Below are 20211 nucleotides of genomic sequence, written 5' to 3'. Positions count from 1 at the left end.
AACAGATGAGTAACCAGGCGAACCAAAAGAAGATTCATCCCAGTGCGGTAATTTCGGAAGATGTCATAATCGGAAGCGAAACCATTATCGGAGCCGGGGCAATCATCGGAACCGGGGTTGTCATTGGTGAAAACTGTCAGATTGGCACCGGGGTGATAATCGAAGCAAAAAGCAGGATTGAAAACAATTGTATTTTGGAACCTGGGGTGATTATTGGCAATGATGTGACTATCGGTAAAAATACCAAAATAGGAATAGGCGCTCGGGTTACTAATGGGGTAACGATTGGATCGGATTCAATCATAAAAATCGGCGAAATCGTCCTAAAAGATATGATTTATAAAATGGTTTTTAAACGGGGCGCCTGGATTTATCGGGAAGACAGTTTAAATCATAAAAACGAGGATTGAGGGGAAAGAAAATGAATCAGAAAGATTTTACTTGTTTAAAAGAAGCTTTAGAAAAGAAAAAAAAGATTTTAGTATCCAGCTGTTTGCTGGGAATGAAGATTAACTATGAGGGAAAGGCCCACCCGGTGGATGAATTGCGGCAGTTCTTTCTTCAGGGACAGGTAATTCCGATTTGTCCCGAAGTACTGGCAACGATGCCGATTCCCCGGGATCCGGCCGAAATAGTCATGGTCAATGGGGAACGGAAAGTGTATAATAATAAGGGAATTGATGTGACCGAAGAATATCTCCTGGGTGCTCAGCGAACCCTGGATACAGCCCGGACATCCGGGGCAAAAATTGCAATCATGAAAACCCACAGTCCTTCCTGTGGCTGTGGGAAAATTTATGATGGAACTTTCAGCGAAAATTTGGTTGAGGGGGACGGTATCACCGTTGCTTTGTTGAAAGAAAATGGTATTCGTGTCATAACCGAAGAAGATTTTCTGGAGTGTCTAAAATAATCAGATATTTGCGGACGGTTGGCAAAGCTTGCGGCAGTTTTGGTATGATTTTATTAAAGTATAAACAATGAGTTCTCGAAAGAAAAGTGAGGAATAGTTATGAAAAATAAACTCAATATCGGAGTGGTTTTTGGAGGACAGTCGGGAGAGCATGAGGTTTCCAGGGTTTCTGCATACAATGTTTTGGGTGTCATCGATCGGGATAAGTATAATATTGTAACCATCGGGATATCAAAACAGGGCAAGTGGTTTATCTATTCAGGCGATACCGAAAAAATTAAAGATGGCTCCTGGGAACAGGATCAAAAGAACCTGACAGCAGACTTTTCAATCTTCTCTCATCCAGAAATATTAAAGATTGACGTTTTTTTTCCGGTTCTTCACGGACCGATGGGAGAAGATGGCACCATCCAGGGGGTTTTTGAAATGCTGAATAAACCCTATGTAGGATGTGGTGTGTTAAGCTCGGCAGTGGGTATGGATAAGGTTTTTTCCAAGATTATGTTCCAAAGTGTCGGAATCCCCACCGGGAAATACATCTATTTCCGGGAAACCGACTGGAAAAGAGATACCGATGCTCAAATTGCCGAGATCGAAAGGGAACTGGGTTACCCTATTTTTGTTAAGCCAGCGAACATGGGCTCCAGCGTGGGCATCACCAAAGCCCATGACCGAACCGAACTCGTCGCCGCCATAAAAGAAGCTTTTGTTTATGATAATAAACTGATACTGGAAGACTTTGTCAAAGGAAGAGAAATCGAGTGTGCCGTCCTGGAAGTCGGGGAGGTTATTCGGGCATCAATTCCGGGAGAGGTCATTCCGTCAAAAGAGTTTTATGATTATGAAGCCAAATATTCAGCCACCGAAGACTCCAAGGTTGTCATTCCGGCTGATCTGTCCCCGGAAGTCACTGAAAAAGTGAGGGATTACGCCATTAAAGCCTTTGAAGCCATTGAAGGTTCCGGCTTAACCCGGGTGGATTTCTTCGTCACCGATGATGAACGCATTTTAATCAATGAAGTAAACACCCTACCGGGATTTACAAATATAAGTATGTACCCCAAAATGTGGGAAGCCACCGGAATTGGGTATATAGAACTTGTAGACCTGATTATTGCGTCAGCAAAACGGAAACGCACCACTACCAACTAGGTCGTCCGGTTTCTTTCTGATGCGTAATCCTAATAAAAACTTAAAAGGATAATTTTTCTTGATAAAAAAACGCATCAATGGTTTAATAGTGGGAGAAATTATACCTCTAGGAGGAGACCAATGACTGAAGAAAGAAAAAAAGTATGGTTATCCATTTCGGGAACCGTCAAAGATGAAGATGAAAAGGATAGCCTGGAGTTCCTGACCGAAGGAGATTTATATAAAGAAGCCAATCGATCCTGTGTGACTTATCAAGAATCGGAAGTTTCTGGAATGGAAGGAACAATCACGACCGTCTGTGTTGATGCGCAAAAAGTGTCAGTCATTCGTTTGGGAACAACCAATTCCATCATGGAATTTGAACGCGGAAAAAGAAACCTGACCTGGTATTCTACCCCTTACGGGGATGTGACCATGGGGATTTTAACTAAGGATGTATTTGTAAACTATAATGATGAAAAAGAGCCGACCAAGGTGTCGATCGACTATAACATCGAAATTGAAGGCGTTACAAATTCTCAGAATATCCTGAATATCAAAATTACCCAATAAAAAATGGCAGGGATGCCAATCGCAGGAGAAGCGCCGGGAGCGCTTCTCCTTTAAATTTCACCTGACCGAGAATAAGTAGACAGATACAATTAGTTGCTAATAATTATAGAAGAGTGAGAGGAAATTAAGGATGTACATACGCGAAAAGATCACCGAACAAGTTAAAAAAATCATTAGCGATGCTTTAAATCAAGCGGTCGAATCGGGAGCCTTAGCCATTGAAACCATGCCGGATCTTTTTCTGGAAATTCCCAGAGAAAAAGAACACGGTGAATATTCCACCAATATCGCCATGCAGCTTCCCAAACAGACTAAGAAAGCCCCCCGTTTTATTGCTGAGACCCTGGTAGCCAATATGAAAACCGCGGACTCCTACATCGAGTCCATTGAAATAGCGGGACCGGGCTTTATTAACTTTAAACTGAAACCCTATTGGCAGTATGCTGTTTTAGCCGAAGTGGCAGCGATGAAAGCCGATTATGGCCGGAGTCAGAAAAATGCCGGGAAAAAATTCAATCTGGAGTTTATTTCAGCCAATCCCACCGGACCAATGCACATGGGAAATGCCAGAGGCGGTGCCATCGGCGATATTTTAGCGGCCGTTGCTGACTGGACCGGCTATGACGTCACCCGGGAATTCTATATTAATGATGCCGGAAACCAGATTGTCAAATTTGGCGACTCTCTGGATGCCCGATACCGCCAATTGATGGGAGAAGATATCCCCTTTCCCGAGGATGGCTATCAGGGCGAAGACATTACCGAACATATGAGAGTTTTCATTGATGCAAATGGTGATGTCCACCGCTTGATGACCCCGGAAGAGCGAAAACCAATCCTGATTGATTATGCTTTAAACAAAAACCTCACTAAAATGAGGAGCGATCTGGAAGCCTATGGGATCCGCTATGATGTCTGGTTTTCGGAACAAAGCCTCTATGATAGCGGCGCCATTGAGAAGACCATTGAGCTGTTGGGAAAAGGCGGTTTCACCTACGAGCAGGAAGGTGCCTTATGGTTCAAGGCCACCGCATTCGGTTCTGATAAGGACGATGTTTTAATCCGCGCCAACGGACTGCCCACCTATTTTATGGCCGATATCGCCTACCATATGGATAAGTTTGTTAACCGGGGGTTCAATCGCTGCATTAACGTCTGGGGTGCCGATCACCACGGACATGTAGCCAGGCTTAAAGGTGCTTTATCGGCGGTCGGAATAGACGCCGCTAATTTTGACGTGGTCATCATGCAACTGGTGCGATTGCTCCGAAACGGCGAAGTGGCAAGAATGTCTAAACGTCAGGGAAAAGCCATTGCGCTGACCGATCTGATCGATGAAGTAGGCGTCGATGCCACCCGATTCTTCTTTAATCTGCGTTCGCCAGACAGTCATTTTGACTTTGATCTGGGATTAGCCATCGAGCAGTCCAATGATAATCCGGTGTTTTATGTGCAATATGCTCATGCCCGAATCTGTAGTATTATTCGCCAGATGGCTGAAGAATTGGATCAGGCGATTCCCCTGGATTACAGCCGCCTGGTCGAAAAAGAAGAATTGAACCTGATGGAAATGCTTTCTAATTTCCCGGATGAAATTCTGACCGCCGAAGACAAACTGGACCCCAGCCGAATTACCCGATATGCAATAGATCTGGCGGCGGCGTTCCACAGTTTCTATAATGCCTGTCACGTCCGGGTTTCCGACAAGGCCTTAATGAAAGCCAGAGTTGCGCTGATTGAGGCAACAAAGCAGGTGATTCAAAATGCCTTGGGTATTTTGGGAGTATCTGCTCCAGAAAGAATGTAAAAATGAAAACAGAATCAGGAATCTTTGACCGAACTGAAAAACTGATTGGACAATCCGGTTTGGAGATTCTAAAAAATTCGAGAGTCATCCTGTTTGGTGTGGGCGGCGTTGGTTCGTTTGTTGCCGAAGCTCTAATCCGCAGTGGGGTCGGCTTTTTAACTATTGTGGATAAGGATATCATTGATCCCAGTAATCAGAATCGTCAGATTATGGCAAATGTCAAAACCGTGGGAAAGAAAAAAGTCGATGTCATGTCCAGAAGGCTGATTGCCATCAACCCGCTTTCGATCGTTCATCCGATGCATCGCTGCTATACCCCGGAAACCTCCCAGGAGTTTCACCTCCAGGACTATGACTATGTCATCGATGCGGTGGATATGGTAACGGCAAAAATTGATCTGGTCATCAAGAGTCAGGAAAACAAGGTTCCGATTATCAGCTGTATGGGAACCGGGAATAAGATGGATGCCAGTCGTTTTATTATTACCGATATCTACGAAACCTCAATTTGTCCCCTGGCCAAAGTGATGCGTAAAGAATTACGGGAACGGGGCGTAAAATCCCTGAAGGTCCTTTATTCCACCGAAGAACCATTAATCAGAGAAAACCCGCCGGGCAGTATTGCCTTTGTCCCTTCGGTGGCCGGACTGTTGATTGCCGGTGAAGTGGTACGGGATCTGCTGAAAAATGGAAACATCGAAGAAAATTAACAACAGATATTTAGCTGCCAGATCAAATAGCTTAAAAACCTTTTGAGTTATTTATTTGGTGGCATTTTTTTTGTTTTTTTATGTTATAATTTTAATGTAAATTGAGGCTCCCGGAAAATTCAAATCACCGTGGTCTAAGAATACAGCAGTGCAAACGACCAGAGACTTAGAAAGTGCAAGTAATTTCCTGAAAGGGTTCGCTATTTTTCTATTTGTAAAAATAAAATCAGTTGTCAACTGAATTATTATTTGGATCGGAGCAGCCAAATATAAATATGCATAAACTAAATAATCCTGTACAAATGGCTGAAAATATGGTTAAATCTACTTGTAAAAGTGGCGGGAAGGAGTAAAATGATACGGATAGGAAGCGGTTATGACGTCCATCGTTTAGTTGAAAATCGACCACTCATTTTAGGCGGTGTAAAAATAGAACATCCTTTGGGTCTACTGGGACATTCAGATGCTGACGTGCTGGTGCATGCTATTATGGATGCGCTGTTAGGGGCATTGGCGCTTGGTGATATCGGCAAACACTTTCCTGACACTGATGGAGCCTATAAAAATTGTGACAGTTTGTTGCTGCTTAAAAAAGTGGGGCAGCTTGTGGCTACGAAGGGGTATCGAATCAATAACATTGATTCGACAATTATTGCCCAGGCTCCAAAGCTTGCACCCTATATTGAAATCATGGTGGAAAACATTAGCAGAACTTTGGATTTATCAGGGGAGTGTGTCAGTGTAAAAGCTACGACCGAAGAAGGTTTGGGCTTTACCGGGAGTGAACAGGGGATCGCTGCCAACGCAGTGGTGAGTCTTTTGAAAGGAGAAATAAATAGATGATCGGTATTATTGCAGCCATGGACAGTGAGGTTCGTGACATCAAGTCGGCGATGGAAGATGGAATCAAGATCCACCACGGAGGGATGACTTTTTTTAAGGGAAAACTCCACCAAAAAGAGGTTATTGCAGTCAAAAGCGGCGTTGGAAAAGTCAATGCTGCCATGTGCACCCAGATTTTGATTGATATTTTCAAGGTAACCACCATCATCCATGTGGGTGTGGCCGGTGCGGTTCATCCGGATCTGGAAATTGGTGACATTGTCATCTCAGAGGACAGCTGTCAATATGATATGGATGCCCGGGCTTTTGGACATCCCCGCGGCGAAATACCAAACATGGATATTACCTTTTTTAAAGCAGACCCTGCCCTGATTAAGCTGGCAGAAACAGCCGCCGAAGCGCTGAAAGTTTCCTACCGGACGGGTCGCATCATGACCGCTGATTTGGGCGTCGACTCTAAGCAGCTTAAAGAAGAACTGCGGGAAGAATTTGGCGGACTTTGTGTCGAAATGGAAGGAGCGGCAGTTGGACAGGTTGCCATGCTGAACCAGGTTCCCTATCTGGTGATCCGTTCCATGTCCGACAAGGCCGATTCAAATTTGACTGATGATTACAAGGCGAACCTGGAAGCCTCCATTAGAAATGGAGTCGCCATGGTGCTAAACATCGTTCAGGGAGTCGCATAGATATGAAAGAATTGGCACTGCGCCCAACCTGGGCGGAAATAGACCTGGATGCCCTGACCAGTAATTATGAAGAAATCCGTAGAATTGTCGGACCAAACGTTAAAGTTCTGGGGGTTGTCAAAGCCGATGCCTACGGACATGGCAGTCTGGAATGCGCCCGAACCCTTTGTGATGCCGGGGTGGATATGCTGGCAGTGGCTTTTATTGATGAAGCCATTGCCCTCCGCCAGGGCGGCATCACCGAACAGATTTTACTGCTAGGCTATACCTCAAAAGCCCATATCCCCGATCTGATCCGCTGGGATTTGATTCCCGGGGTCTATCAGATGGATTTTGCCCAGGCCTTGTCGGATTACTGTCGGGAAATCGGAATTCGCCATCCCATTCATGTAAAAATTGATACCGGGATGGGACGCATCGGGATTGGTTGGCAGGAGGCATCACAAGTGATTGAAGCGATGTACTGCTTGGAAGGCATTGAACTTCAGGGTTTATATACGCATTTTTCTACCGCTGATGCCGCCGATAAAACCCATACCAAAGAGCAGATCCGGCGCTATCAACAGGTTCTTGCTGAACTGACAGAAAAAAATATTAGTATTCCCATCAAGCATATGGCTAACAGCGCCGGAATATTTGATGTTGAAGGGGTTCATTTTGATATGGTGCGCCCGGGGATCATCCTTTATGGGCTTTATCCATCGGCTGAAGTGGATCGTACAAAAATCGATTTAAAGCCGGTAATGACGCTGAAATCAACCATTGTTCACCTGAAAACCCTCCATCCCGGCGAGACAGTGAGCTACGGTAACCGTTTTGTTGCCAATGAAGACCGGATCATCGGAACCTTGCCGATTGGCTATGCCGATGGCTACACCAGAATGTTAAACGGTTTGGCCAAGGTCTGGATTTCCGGCCAGCTGGTGCCGGTGGTCGGCAGCATTTGTATGGATCAATGCATGATCGATTTGACCGATGTGGAAGCGGTTTCCCTTTATGACGAGGTGGAGCTTTTTGGCAACAACATTTCAGCCGATGTGTTGGCCGAGGCGTTGGGAACCATCAATTATGAAATTACCTGTATGGTGAACAAACGGGTACCTCGGGTGTTCGTTAAAGATGGGGTACCTCAGACGATTAGACGTGACATTTTAAATCGGCAAATTAACGCAAACAGTGATATTTATTAAAGAGGAGAATTAAATGGCAATTTTAGAAGAAACCGTTAGGGAAATTCGCAAAGATATTGTAAAAATGATTGGCAAAGCAGCTTCAGGTCATCCCGGAGGATCATTGTCTTCAGCAGAAATTCTGACCCTGCTTTATTTTGAACAAATGAATGTCGATGAAAACAATCCCCGCAAAGAAGATCGGGATCGTTTTGTCTTGTCAAAAGGACACGCCGCCCCGGTGCTTTATGCAACCTTGGCAGCAAAAGGCTTTTTCCCCAGAACCGAGCTGGAAAATCTGAGACAACTGGGTTCGATGCTCCAGGGACATCCGGACATGAACAAGGTACCCGGGGTTGATATGTCAACCGGTTCATTGGGACAGGGAATTTCGGTAGCCGCTGGGATGGCGTTGGCCGGAAAAATGGACAACAAGTCTCATAAGATCTATGCTTTACTGGGCGACGGCGAATTGCAGGAAGGTCTGGTTTGGGAAGCCGCCATGGCCGCCAGCCATTACCAGCTTAATAATCTGATCGCTTTTGTGGATAATAATAATCTTCAGATTGACGGTGCCATTTGTGAGGTTATGTCACCATTCCCCATCGATGCCAAGTTTGAAGCCTTTGGCTGGAATGTCATTACGGTGGAAGACGGTCATGATTTTGATGAACTGCGAACGGCTGTGGAAGCGGCAAAAAAATCAGAGGATAAACCAACCGTGATCATTTGTAAAACGGTCAAGGGTAAATGTGTCTCATTTATGGAAAACAATGCGGGATGGCATGGAAAAGGGCCGAATGCGGAAGAAGTGAAACAAGCATTGGCAGAATTGGAGGCATAATCATGGCAGAAAAAAAATCAACTCGACAGGCATACGGCGAATACTTAGTGAAACTGGGCGAAAAAAATCAAAATCTGGTGGTTCTGGATGCAGATCTCTCGGGCGCAACCAAGACCAATATCTTTAAAAAGGCCTGCCCCGAACGGCATTTCAATGTCGGGATTGCTGAAGCAAACCTGATGGGAATGTCCGCTGGTCTGGCCACTGCAGGAAAAATTCCCTTTGCTAGCACCTTTGCCATTTTTGGCGCCGGGCGAGCCTATGAAATCATTCGTAACAGCATCTGCTACCCGAAACTGAATGTAAAAATTGCCTTAACCCATTCTGGTATCTCGGTCGGCGAAGATGGTGGTTCGCACCAGTCGATTGAAGATATTGCGCTGATGCGGGTCATTCCCAATATGACGGTTTTATCACCGGCAGATGCCATCGAAACAGAAAAAATGATGGATGCCGCCATCGCCATTGACGGACCGGTTTATATTCGCCTGGGTCGCAGTGACGTACCCATTCTTTTTGATGAAGATTATCAATTTGAACTGGGAAAAGCCGGCTTGTTAAAAAGCGGCGAGGATGTGACCGTCATTGCCACTGGCATGATGGTAGGACCAGCTCTGGAAGCGGCGGAACTATTAAAAGCAGAGGGTATTTCTGCTCGAGTCTTAAACATGGGCTCCATTAAACCCATCGATGTTAATGCCATTGAAGATGCGGCCATTAATACCGGTGCCATTGTTACGGCTGAAGAACACAGCATCATTGGAGGTCTGGGTGGAGCTGTGGCCGAAGTGTTAGGTGATGTCGCACCAGTACCCCTGGAACGGGTTGGCGTCAAAGACCTGTTTGGACAATCCGGGAAGGTTGCGCCACTGATGGAAAAATACGGTTTAACCGCTAAAGATATCGTGGCAGCGGCAAAAAAAGCGATCGCCCGAAAATAGCAAAAAAATAATAATGATGAGATAAATTGATAAAAAAACAGAGTCTGTAAGACTCTGTTTTTTTATTGTTACGAGTAATCTGGCATTTTATCATGGTAATTATTAATAATTAAGGTATAATATGGATTAAAGGGGTTAAATCAGCAAATAATTTAGAATGATAAAGGAGAAATCGTATGCCAAAAGGTTTTAAAGAGGCAATGGAGGAACGTCGTTCGATCTATGCAATTTGTGATGAAAGTCCAGTTACCGCAGAAGAAATACTTGATATTATTGATCATTCAACGAAACATGTGCCTTCAGCATTTAACAGTCAAAGTCAACGGGTTGCTGTTTTATTTGGAGAACGGCATCTGGAGTTCTGGGGAATCGTTATGGAGACCCTCAGAAAAATTATTCTGGCCGAAGATTTTAGAGCAACAGAAAAGAAGATTAAGGGTTTTGCAGCCGGATGCGGTACCCTGCTGTTTTATGATGATACATCCGTCACCCAGGGTCTGATGGATCGGTTTACGCCATACAAAGAAAGCTTCCCGATCTGGGCTGAACAGTCCAATGGGATGCTGCAATTTGCAATTTGGGCTCAGCTGGAAGCAGAAGGGTTGGGAGCAACCATCCAGCATTATAATCCCATTATTGATAAGGAAGTTAAGGAAGCCTTTAATATCCCATCTTCCTGGCGTTTGATTGCGCAAATGCCTTTTGGCAGCCCGACAGCGGAACCGACTCAAAAAGAGTTTGTGCCAATCGAAAAACGGGTGATTGTCATTGAATAGCAAATAAATTTATTTAAAACAAAAACCACATTAAATAGCAATAGCCTAACGGCGGCTTTGAGATAAAATCAAAGCCGCCGTTGTCTTTTACCGCTAATGCCATCCGCCGTGATACGGTTACGCATCTGGTCGGTCTTTTTACGGATAGAATAGTATTTCTTAAAAAAAGATGAAAAGCAGATAAATTTTTGTTGTTTGACATTTTTACTAACCATTCCGCTGGGTTTTGTGTTATATTCAAATCATTCTAAATAAATAGTTGCAGAATGCGTGCAGGGCATTAACGAAAGGAAAGAACAGATGAGATTAACACAGGAATTATTAAAACAGGGAATTAGCGAGAAACTTCTCGATGATATAAAATATTTCAAACATTTTTATAAACTGGAAGAGCGTCTTCAGGATCGTGTTCCCAGTACCGAAACCGTTTTTTATGGCAAGGATATTTGGGCCATGTGCATTACCGCAATTTTAGAGGGGGAGAACATTCTGCTTTCCGGACCTAAGGCCACCGGGAAAAATGTTTTGGCTGACAATATTTGTGAACTCTTTAACCGACCTCAGTGGAATACCTCTTTTCATGTCAATACCGATAGCTCCAGCCTGATTGGCACCGATACCTTTATTGATAATGAAGTGCGGTTAAGACGGGGTTCTGTATATGAATGCGCCATCAATGGTGGTTTTGGCGTTTTTGACGAAATTAACATGGCCAAAAACGATGCCCTGGTGGTACTCCATTCGGCGCTAGATTACCGGAAGGTCATTGACGTGCCGGGCTATGAAAAAATAAAGCTCCATGACGCCACCCGTTTTATCGGCACGATGAACTATGAATATGCCGGTACTAAAGAGCTTAATGAAGCCCTGGTATCCCGTTTTATGACCATTGATATTCCTCAGATTGAAGAAGAAACGCTGATGATTATTTTAAAAGAATATTTTCCGGATGCCAACGAAGAAATTTTGCCGCAGTTTGCCGGAATCTTTCTGGATCTCCAGGAAAAATCAAAAAACTCCGAAATTTCCACCAAATCGGTGGATCTGCGGGGGATTATCGGCAGTCTGAAGACCATTCGCCGGGGCCTCAAACCGATGCTGGCCGTGGATATGGGCGTCATCGGCAAAACCTTTGACCAGTTTGAAAAGGAAATTGTCCTGGATGTGATCAAAACCCGGATCCGGGAGAGCTGGGAAGCCTCCGATGTTTTTACCGGTCGCTAAAGCTCCACAATCCAGAGAAGGGAGGGAAACGCTTTGAAGGATACCAAATGGATGTATGAAGACTTTGAATTTGACAATCGGGTCGCCAATCTGATGTGGACTATTTCCGGCGATTATGACGAAAATATGGACAGCGGCGAAAAAAGCTTTATTTCAAAAAATGTGGCTCTTTACCACGCCGTCACCGCCGGAGGACGGCGAAAATACATTAACTGGCCGAGCGTCAAAAAATACGTGATCAGCCGTCATCGCGCCGGTTTTAATAAAGATATTCTATTAAGCCTCATTGCCATGGGCAGCGATGTGGTGGTGGAAGAAAAGATTATTGCCGAACGTCCCGGAGTTTATGATATCCGCAAAAACGCCTACGACGATATTCTCAGCAATTATTACAAACTGCATACCAGTGACTTGCTGGAAAAGGTTCGTCACGCCATGATTCTCGAAAAAATCGGAAAAACACCGATGGTGGACACCGAAACCCGCAACATCACTAATGATTTATTGGCGCTGCAAAAGCGCGAAGATACCATCGAACTGCTGCGCGGGATTGAAGATGTTTATGTGAAGTATTTCCCCCTGTTTGTTGAAGGTGAAGACAGCGATGCGTATGAATCCGGTCACAATAAAAACCATATCCGGGGCGATTTTTCGGACTTTATGCTCGAAGAAATGTTTGAAGATCCCGAAGACCAGGATATTGAAGCTTCCATTGAAGAAATTGCCGAAGCCCTGCTGGGTGAATCCCAAGGTGATATGGCCAACCTCAACAGTAGCAATGATAACCGGGTTTTGCGGGTCCAGGAAGAGGACATCGAAAAAATCTATGAAAAAGTGGCCTATTATTATGGCAACTCCTTTCTGGAAACCAGTGAAGTCAAAAAACTCCAGAATCGGGTCTGCAAAGGCGAACATGGCAATTGCCGGATTCATATGACCGACGGGGTGATCCGCAGCGACAGCAAAAACGAATTCCAGCAGAAATATGTGCAGCGGCATCAGGTTAAAAATGTTGATGTGTTTCGGGCCAATTACAAGGTGTTTAAGCGCAATATCAATAAACTGCGGGAAAGCATCTCGCGCACCCTGGTCCAGGAAGAAATTGTCGACGCCATTCCGTCTGATGCCGGCCAACTGATCCCCAGCAAGCTCTGGCGGATTGGTCGCAGCAGCAATAATAAGGTATTTGTCAAGAATATCGATAATAACAAGGGCAGTTTTGTAGTGGATATCCTGATCGATTCCAGCGGTTCCCAGCGGCGAAATCAGTCAAGAGTCGCCATTCAGGCCTATATTCTGGCCCATGCCCTAACTTTGGTCGGCATTCCCAACCGGGTCCTGGGTTTTTCCAGTTTTCTCGATTATACGGTGATCAAACGCTTCCGGGATTACGAATCACCCCTTTCCGCCAATGATAATATCTTTGAATATTACTGCTCCGGGAACAACCGCGATGGTTTGGCCATCAAGGCCACCTGCGAAGATTTAATTAAACGCCGGGAAGATAATAAAATTCTGATCGTGCTGAGCGACGGCCGACCCAACGATATCAAGGTGGGTAAAGGTCAGGTCAATGATTTAACCGAAGCCTACCGGGGCCGGGTGGCCATTGCCGATACCGCCCGGGAAGTCCGCTTTGCCAGACAGCAGGGCATTATGGTGCTGGGCGTTTTTACCGGCAAGGAACAGGACCTGATGGCCGAAAAACTGATTTATGGCAAGGACTTTGCCTACATTAAGGACATCAACCGCTTTGCGGATATGGTTATTAAGTATTTGAAACAGATTATTATGAATTGACAAAACCGCTGCCGGATAAGAGGGTTTATTGGGCAGCGGTTTTTATTGACTTTAAGAAAGGGGGATAAAAGGTGCAGATCAATCGATTGCTGGAAACGGTCTATATTCTGATTGAAAAGAAAAAGATCACCGCCCGGGAATTATCCGACTATTTTGAAGTGTCCCAGCGCACCATTTATCGAGATGTGGAAGCCTTAAGTGCCGCCGGGATTCCCGTTTATGCTGAAAAAGGCAAGGGCGGCGGGATCCGGCTGCTAGATAACTATGTGATCAAAAAATCGCTGCTTTCCGAACAGGAACAGGTTAATCTGCTGGCATCGCTCCAGGGAATGCAGGCGTTAAACGGACCGGAGCTGGATCCGGTGCTGAGAAAACTGGCAACTCTGTTTGAAAAAAAAGATCCCGACTGGATTGAGGTCGACTTTTCCCTCTGGGGTGGCGGTGCCGCTGAGCGGGAAAAATTCAACGATCTGAAAAGTGCCATTCTCAATAAAAACCGCATTGCTTTTGACTACTTCAGTGCCGCCGGTAAAAAGACCGGGCGCTGCATTGAACCGCTAAAGCTGTTGTTTAAGGGGCAATCCTGGTATGTCTACGGATTTTGTCTGGACAAAGCGGCACTGCGTTTTTTCAAGGTCAGTCGGATCAGGCAGCTTAAGCTGCTGGCAGATTCCTTTGTCCGCACCCTGCCTGCGGGGGCTATATTTGAAGCACCGGAAATAAGTGCGGCCCCAATCAGCCTGGTTCTGAAAATTGATGCCGCCATGGCGTATCGGGTCTATGATGAATTTGATCCGACGGCGATCACCAAAGAGCAGGATGGCTCCTTTATGGTTACGAGCCATTTGCCCGGGGATGGCTGGGTGGAAGGCTATATCCTTTCTTATGGGGATGCTATCGAGGTCGTCGAACCCCAGTGGCTGCGGGAGGCCATTAAGCAAAAATTGGCGAACAGTTTAAAAAAGTATCTTTAATATGACATCAGGTGTCAGGTTAACAGGCGTATACTGCTCTTATCAATAAGAACAAAATGATAAGAAAAAAAGAAAAGAGGTATACAAATGAATTATGAAGTGGTACAACTAGCAGAAAAAACGGTGGCTGGGCTGAAAATACGCACCAGTAATAACGATCCCCAGATGGTCGAAAAAATTGGAGCGATCTGGCAGCGCTTTTATGGCGATGGGATTGAAGCCTCCCTGACGGGCCGAGAAAATGATAAGTGTATCGGTCTTTACAGCGATTATGAAAATGGTGCCGCCGGTGACTATGATGTTATGGTGGGATGTGAGGTGGCAGCTGGGGCGTCCCAACCCGAGGCGGTCGCGACAAAAACCATTGCGGCTGGCAACTATGCAAAATTTATTATCCATGGTGATGTCCAGCAGGCCATCGGCGACTTCTGGATGAAGCTTTGGGGGATGGAACTTGACCGCAAGTTTGGCAGCGATTTCGAGGAATATCAACCCGGGGAGGACATGGCCAACGCCGAAATTCATGTCTATATTTCACTGAATTAAGGGAAAAATCAAGGGAGAAATCAAGAGAAAAATCAAAGGAGAAACAGGCGATGGACAAAGTCGATTATAAAAAGCAATTTAAGCGCTTATACCTGCCCAAAAGGCAGCCGGTACTGATTACGGTGCCACCGCTGCGCTTTGCCATGCTGGATGGACAGGGCGACCCCAATGGCGAAGTATTTGCAGAGGCGGTGGCAGCGCTGTACAGCTTCAGCTATGCAGTAAAAATGTCCTATAAGAGTACAGCAGTTCCGGACGGCTATTACGATTATACCGTTTTTCCCCTGGAAGGGGTTTGGGATCTGGTGGACAAGGCCAAAACCAGTGCCGATAAAAGCAATTATGCCTATACGATGATGATCCGCCAGCCGGATTTTCTGACCGCTGAACTGGCCGCACGTTTTATCGATGAAGTCAAAAAGAAAAAGCCCAATGAGTTTCTCGATCAGATCCGCCTTGAGGATTTGGAAGAAGGGAGCTGTTGTCAGATGCTGCATTTAGGCAGCTATGATGATGAGCCGGCCAGCTTTGCCCAGATGGAAGCCTTTTGCAGCGAGCATGGCTATGGGCGCAGCGACAAAACCCATCGAGAGATTTATCTGTCTGATCCCCGGCGGACCGAGACGGCCAAATTAAAAACGGTGTTGCGGATTAAGGTAACAGCTGATCAGTAGGGCTGATGGGTGATTGACAGAGCATCGCAGCAAGCCCTAAAAACAAATAAAGAGGCCCCTGATTCGGGATTGAATCAGGGGCCTTAGAGTTTTTTACTGACGGGACAACCCTCGACAGGGATTGCCATAGGAGTTTTAGTAAGCGTAAAGTGTCAGGGTGCTGCCATTATAGACCAGTAGCGAGTTATTAAAGCCGCTGGGGAGGGAGGGGCCTGAGCTAGCAGCGATTGTCGCTTGGTCTGAACCAGAAATAACGCGTTTAATTGCGTTGTTGTTATTGTTTTTGTCCTGACAGATCAGATAGTCGCCGTTGTTGTCAGAATAATAGGTGGGATTGATTGGGATGAGGGTGGTGGTTATCTCTGGATTTTCAGGATCAATATCACTCCATCCGTTTGACCAGTAATAAATCTGGTAGTATTTATTGCCGGCGTCGTCTTCGGTGCCGTTACTGTCAATCGCCAGCGGCCCCCAAATATTATTGACGCCAATCAGCTTTTTGCTGTCGTCCAAGGCAACCTGCTCACCGCTTGTCCAGCTGTTTAAGTTGATCGAACTGTAGATTTGTCCGCTGCTGTCATAGCCGTAAAATGTCGTACTACTTGCTTGTTTGGCATAGAAGAGTTTAAAATTGGAAGCCGGTGCGGTCAGGGTGCCGGCCGGAGTCCAGGCGGTGTTATTGTAAGGTGTGGAGATAACCGCATTGGCATCAAGAATTTGGCCATTACTTGAATAAGTATAATCGCCCATGATGTAATTGCTGGCATGGTTGCCGGTTAAGCTGCCGCTAAGTTTAATGTCGTAATTGCTGCCCACGGCACTGGTTTTCTGATCGTCGTCGTAATAGTCAGCGCTGTAGGTTGCCAGATGCACATCTTCCTGCTCTACACTACCAGCAATATGGGCAATAGCGTCAGTACCGTTTGCTGGATTCTTAGACGGATTAACTCCAGCATATGTGACCGTGACGCTGCTGCTGCCATCGGATTTTTTTACGGTTACCAGATTGACATTGACATAACCCAGGATTCTTGGTGTAATCGCCGCCGTTTTTGATGTATCTGGATCCGGGGCCAGGTAGTTTTTAGCGGCCTCTTCGCTTAGGCTGTAGGTGATAGTAATCGGTTTGTTTTCACCGACATCTTTATTGTCATAGTTAGCGGTGGCTTTGACCGTTACCGCCTCGTTATTGATTAAGCCGCTGACGGCATCAGCACTGAGGGGATAATCCGATAATTTGGTTGTGTTATCAGTCAGATAAACATCTCTGGTGGCGTCATACTTTTGCGTCGCTGCGATCGCTGGGAGCTTGGTGTTGTCGAATGTCAGCTGAATCGGCGTGATCGTGCCGGCACTGTCGGTGAGGGGCTCGATACAGTAATTGCCGCTGTCATCGCCGCTAAGCGAAAAGCTGGTGGTGATATTATGGTCGCCGGCATTGGCATCGGTATAGTGACTTGATACCGTCGCGGTGACCTGCTCCGTGCCGACGATCCCGGTCAGGCCAGTGCTGCCTGTGATGGGTTTGCCATTCACATTGGTGTTGCTACTACCATCATAGTCTTTCTCGGTTTGCAGCCCCAGAGCAGTAGCGGTAACCGATAGTTTCTTCGCGGTAATACTGCCGCCGGAGATCGTACCAGTAATACTGCCATCGGAGGCAGCACCCACCAGGCTGAAATTGTGGGCTGCTGTGCCGCTGAGTTTATAGGTATAGGCGATGGTATAACCGCTACCGACGGTACTGGTTTCGCTATTATTGTCTTGATAGACGGCAGTGGTATCAAATACCAGCGTCCCGTTAGTGAGTGCGTCCTGAACGATTGGTATTTGATTAGTATCGGTAACTCTGATGGTTACAGCGGCCTTGCTGGTACCGTCATATTCCTTTGTCTTATCACTATTGTTGACAATGGGAGTGGTGGCAATCGTCAGTGGGGTAATATCAGCGTTTTTGCTGTGATCATCTGACAGTGGCAGATAATTCCCGGCAGCATCGCCGGCAAGGGTGTAGGTAATGGTTATCTTTTTATTGGTGCCAACATCCTTGCCAGTGTCATAAGTGGCGGTCGCTGTGACCGTCACCTTGCTGGCATCAGCAGCGACAATATTGCCGGGTGTGATTGGCATATTATATATTTTCTCGGTATTACCGGCTTCCGTAAAGACTTCGGTGGTGCCGTCGTAGGCTTTGGTCACCGGAGTGGGAGCGGTTATCGTCAAGGGTCGTGCGCTAATGCTGGCACCGTGGATTGGTTCGGTCGCTGCGATCTGGTAGCGTTTATTAGCAGGGCTACTGTCAATTGTATAGCTAACTGTAATGGTCCGGTTGCTGTCGGCATTTTGATTATCATAGACTGCGGTGGCCGTAACATTAATATTGGGGTCGGCTGCTACACCGGTTGCCACACTGATCGCATTATTGCCGGCGGCAATTTTTCCCTTGCTATTAAACACATCGGTGGTGCCATCATAGGTTTTGCTTTTATTGATATTCAGGCTGGCGGCGGTGACCGTCAGCGTTTTTTTGGTAATCGTCCCGGTGGCCGTGTGGTCCGCCGGGGCAAGATAATTTACGGCATCTGCTCCCGATAGGGTGTAGCTGCAGGTTACCGGTTTATTGGAGCCCACCTCAATCGCATCGGTGTTACCGCCGCTGTTCTGATAGGTGGCAGTCCGGGTGATTGTCAGTGTATCGGAGCTAAGCTGCCCAAGGTTTTCGCTAATTTCGGTGTTAAGCGTCGCTGTTCCATCAAATTCCTTTGCGATCGGTGTCGTCGCGCTTACCAGCGCTTTTGGGGTAATCTCGCCGGTTGCAGTCGTGGCAGCCGGTGGATTGTACTTACTGGCATTGGTGCCGGACAATGTGTAGGAAATGGTAATGGTTTTAACGGTTCCGGCTTTTTTATTGTCATAGGTGGCGGTGGCAACTACCTGCACATCATCACCGGAGAGAATGCCGGTAATCGTTGTGGCATCAAGGGTCTGATTGGTTACATCGGTAGCAGTGGTACCATCATAGGTCTTAGACAGGGTAACAGTTGGTGCAGTGGCCACACTCAGACTGATTTTGCTCGGTGGAGTATAGCCGCCATCGCTGCCACCGGGTTGTGGTTGCGGTGTTGGCGGTTCAGGTGTTGGCGTTGGAATCACTGGTGGCACGACCACACCGGTATCGACGGTATATTCTTGGGGTGCTTTTTCAAAACTGACATTGTCTGAAGCGATTGCGGCTTTGCCGACAGTACCCGTCCCGGTTACATTGGTGGGAGCCTGTACAGAAAGATCGGTGACGGTTGTCTGGCTGCCCAGATTCACCGTGCTGTTTTGGGCTTCTGGGGCAATATTCAGCTGCTTGATGCTCGTCTGTTTATCGGTTTTAATCACGGCATCGGGCGCATTGATGGTGACTGATGCAAAGCTGCCTTCCAGAATCAGGGTTTCACCAGCGGCATTTTCACTTAACACAACCGGAACCCCGTCAAGACCGGTGGCCACAATCCGGACGCCACCGTCAGGGGCCTGTTCAACCAGAATTTTCGCATACTTTCCACCACTGATGTGAATACTGTTTTTACCGCCGCCGCGAACCCGCAGCTCGCCGGTGACCGTAACATTATTCAGGGTAACATCACCGTCTCCAACGGCTTCATCAATAATCAGATCACCATCAATGATCAGATTCTGAAGCGTTACCCCGGTAGCGGTGATGATCACATCCTGGCTGATCGTTTCCGAGCCGCTGGTGGGGCCATAGGTGCCGGCTTTGTCGTGGACTGTGGTGGTGCTTAACTTTTCAAGCTGTTGGATAGCTGCTTCGATGGCTTTAACAGCCCCAGCCACTTCTTCCGCTGTGTTTTTGTCGGTAACGACGTGATTCGTTAGAACCGTCTGCAGATTGACCCAGGAGGCTTTGGTATAGTCAGACTCACTCAAGCCATCTGTTTGTTTAAGCAGGGCCGAGTAGGCACTTAAATCGGTGACCGTCGAGGCATCTTTAACAATTTCCAGTTTCAAAGCTTCCAGTCGCAGAGAACTGCCCACGGTACCAAGCTGATCGCCATCAGCAAGCCATTTTTGGGAATCGGCTGGCAGATCGCCTACATCCTGAACGTGTCCCTGGTAGCGGATATGATAACTGGTGGCCTTATTGCCGGTGGCATCAAGCAGGACGATTTTAATCGCTTCAATCCGCAGGCTTTTTGCCCGGGTTCCGGCATAATCACCGTTTTTAGCCCAGGTGGTTGGATCGTTCTCATCATAGAGCCAGCCAATATTCTGAACATGGACGTTGTAGCGCAGCTCAATATCTGCTGGCAGATCATTGTCAGGCTTTAATTCAAAGCCTTCAATCCGTTTGCTCTGGCCAACGGTGCCAATCCGATTGGGGCTCGCCACCCAGGAACCATCCGCCGGGTAATCGCCGAGATCCTGAATATGGCCTCGGGAAAGAACCGGTAAAGTAGTATCTGCAGATGCTGCCAAAACCGAATGAACGGGAAATAGCGCACAGCAGATAAGTAAGACCGATAAGATTTTTTTCATAGTTTTCTCCTTAAAATGTTTGTTGATTAAAGGGGTTCGTTAAAGAACAACAGAC

18 protein-coding genes are annotated in these 20211 nt (G+C 46.6%); 17 read left to right on the top strand and 1 reads right to left on the bottom strand.

What is annotated here, in order from left to right; genetic code table 11:
- Positions 1-5 precede the first annotated feature (5 nt).
- The 17 genes from Q7J41_RS00740 (at position 6) to Q7J41_RS00660 (ending at position 15611) form a co-directional block, all read left to right on the top strand.
- Positions 6-410 carry a DapH/DapD/GlmU-related protein gene (locus tag Q7J41_RS00740; RefSeq protein WP_304884286.1) on the top strand — a complete coding sequence of 135 codons (405 nt, stop codon included), beginning with the start codon at positions 6-8 and terminating at the stop codon, positions 408-410.
- An 11-nt stretch (positions 411-421) separates the two neighbouring features.
- Positions 422-913 (top strand): DUF523 domain-containing protein, encoded by a 492-nt coding sequence (locus Q7J41_RS00735; RefSeq protein ID WP_304884284.1) that lies wholly within the window; start codon positions 422-424, stop codon positions 911-913.
- Positions 914-1012: 99 nt separating this feature from the next.
- Positions 1013-2065, top strand: a complete 1053-nt coding sequence (locus Q7J41_RS00730) for a D-alanine--D-alanine ligase family protein (RefSeq protein ID WP_304884282.1) — start codon at positions 1013-1015, stop codon at positions 2063-2065.
- 120 nt (positions 2066-2185) lie between these two features.
- A complete protein-coding gene (locus Q7J41_RS00725; RefSeq protein ID WP_304884281.1) occupies positions 2186-2617 on the top strand; it encodes a DUF1934 domain-containing protein in 432 nt (143 codons plus the stop codon).
- A gap of 130 nt (positions 2618-2747) precedes the next feature.
- Positions 2748-4424, top strand: a complete 1677-nt coding sequence (gene argS / locus Q7J41_RS00720) for an arginine--tRNA ligase (protein ID WP_304884280.1) — start codon at positions 2748-2750, stop codon at positions 4422-4424.
- A 2-nt stretch (positions 4425-4426) separates the two neighbouring features.
- On the top strand, positions 4427-5134 hold the full coding sequence (locus tag Q7J41_RS00715; protein WP_304884278.1) for a tRNA threonylcarbamoyladenosine dehydratase: 708 nt from the start codon (positions 4427-4429) through the stop codon (positions 5132-5134).
- A 357-nt stretch (positions 5135-5491) separates the two neighbouring features.
- Positions 5492-5977 (top strand): 2-C-methyl-D-erythritol 2,4-cyclodiphosphate synthase, encoded by a 486-nt coding sequence (gene ispF / locus Q7J41_RS00710; RefSeq protein ID WP_304884321.1) that lies wholly within the window; start codon positions 5492-5494, stop codon positions 5975-5977.
- The gene (locus tag Q7J41_RS00705; protein ID WP_304884276.1) at positions 5974-6663 is read left to right on the top strand and encodes a 5'-methylthioadenosine/adenosylhomocysteine nucleosidase; all 690 of its coding nucleotides are present in this window, start codon (positions 5974-5976) and stop codon (positions 6661-6663) included. Before ispF ends, Q7J41_RS00705 begins: the two co-directional genes overlap by 4 nt.
- A 2-nt stretch (positions 6664-6665) precedes the next feature.
- Complete coding sequence (alr, locus tag Q7J41_RS00700) at positions 6666-7853, top strand: alanine racemase (RefSeq protein WP_304884274.1); 1188 nt, start codon at positions 6666-6668, stop codon at positions 7851-7853.
- Between the two features lie 13 nt (positions 7854-7866).
- The gene (locus Q7J41_RS00695; RefSeq protein WP_304884272.1) at positions 7867-8676 is read left to right on the top strand and encodes a transketolase; all 810 of its coding nucleotides are present in this window, start codon (positions 7867-7869) and stop codon (positions 8674-8676) included.
- Positions 8677-8678: 2 nt separating this feature from the next.
- Positions 8679-9617, top strand: coding sequence for a transketolase family protein (locus Q7J41_RS00690; protein ID WP_304884270.1), 939 nt, complete (start codon positions 8679-8681; stop codon positions 9615-9617).
- A 176-nt stretch (positions 9618-9793) separates the two neighbouring features.
- Positions 9794-10393, top strand: coding sequence for a nitroreductase family protein (locus Q7J41_RS00685; RefSeq protein ID WP_304884268.1), 600 nt, complete (start codon positions 9794-9796; stop codon positions 10391-10393).
- Positions 10394-10693: 300 nt separating this feature from the next.
- Complete coding sequence (locus tag Q7J41_RS00680) at positions 10694-11617, top strand: AAA family ATPase (protein ID WP_304884266.1); 924 nt, start codon at positions 10694-10696, stop codon at positions 11615-11617.
- 33 nt (positions 11618-11650) lie between these two features.
- Positions 11651-13417 (top strand): nitric oxide reductase activation-like protein, encoded by a 1767-nt coding sequence (locus Q7J41_RS00675; protein ID WP_304884264.1) that lies wholly within the window; start codon positions 11651-11653, stop codon positions 13415-13417.
- A 71-nt stretch (positions 13418-13488) separates the two neighbouring features.
- Positions 13489-14391 carry a YafY family protein gene (locus Q7J41_RS00670; protein ID WP_304884261.1) on the top strand — a complete coding sequence of 301 codons (903 nt, stop codon included), beginning with the start codon at positions 13489-13491 and terminating at the stop codon, positions 14389-14391.
- An 87-nt stretch (positions 14392-14478) separates the two neighbouring features.
- A complete protein-coding gene (locus Q7J41_RS00665) occupies positions 14479-14937 on the top strand; it encodes a GyrI-like domain-containing protein (protein ID WP_304884260.1) in 459 nt (152 codons plus the stop codon).
- 50 nt (positions 14938-14987) lie between these two features.
- Positions 14988-15611 carry a GyrI-like domain-containing protein gene (locus tag Q7J41_RS00660; protein ID WP_304884259.1) on the top strand — a complete coding sequence of 208 codons (624 nt, stop codon included), beginning with the start codon at positions 14988-14990 and terminating at the stop codon, positions 15609-15611.
- Positions 15612-15746: 135 nt separating this feature from the next.
- Here Q7J41_RS00660 and Q7J41_RS00655 read toward each other — a convergent pair whose 3' ends face one another.
- On the bottom strand, positions 15747-20156 hold the full coding sequence (locus Q7J41_RS00655; protein WP_304884257.1) for a YDG domain-containing protein: 4410 nt from the start codon (positions 20154-20156) through the stop codon (positions 15747-15749).
- Positions 20157-20211 lie beyond the last annotated feature (55 nt).

The organism is Acetobacterium sp., assembly GCF_030652775.1.
Lineage (GTDB): Bacteria > Bacillota > Clostridia > Eubacteriales > Eubacteriaceae > Acetobacterium.
The sequence above is the reverse complement of the archived record's forward strand: the minus strand, read 5'-3'. Positions and strand labels throughout refer to the sequence as shown.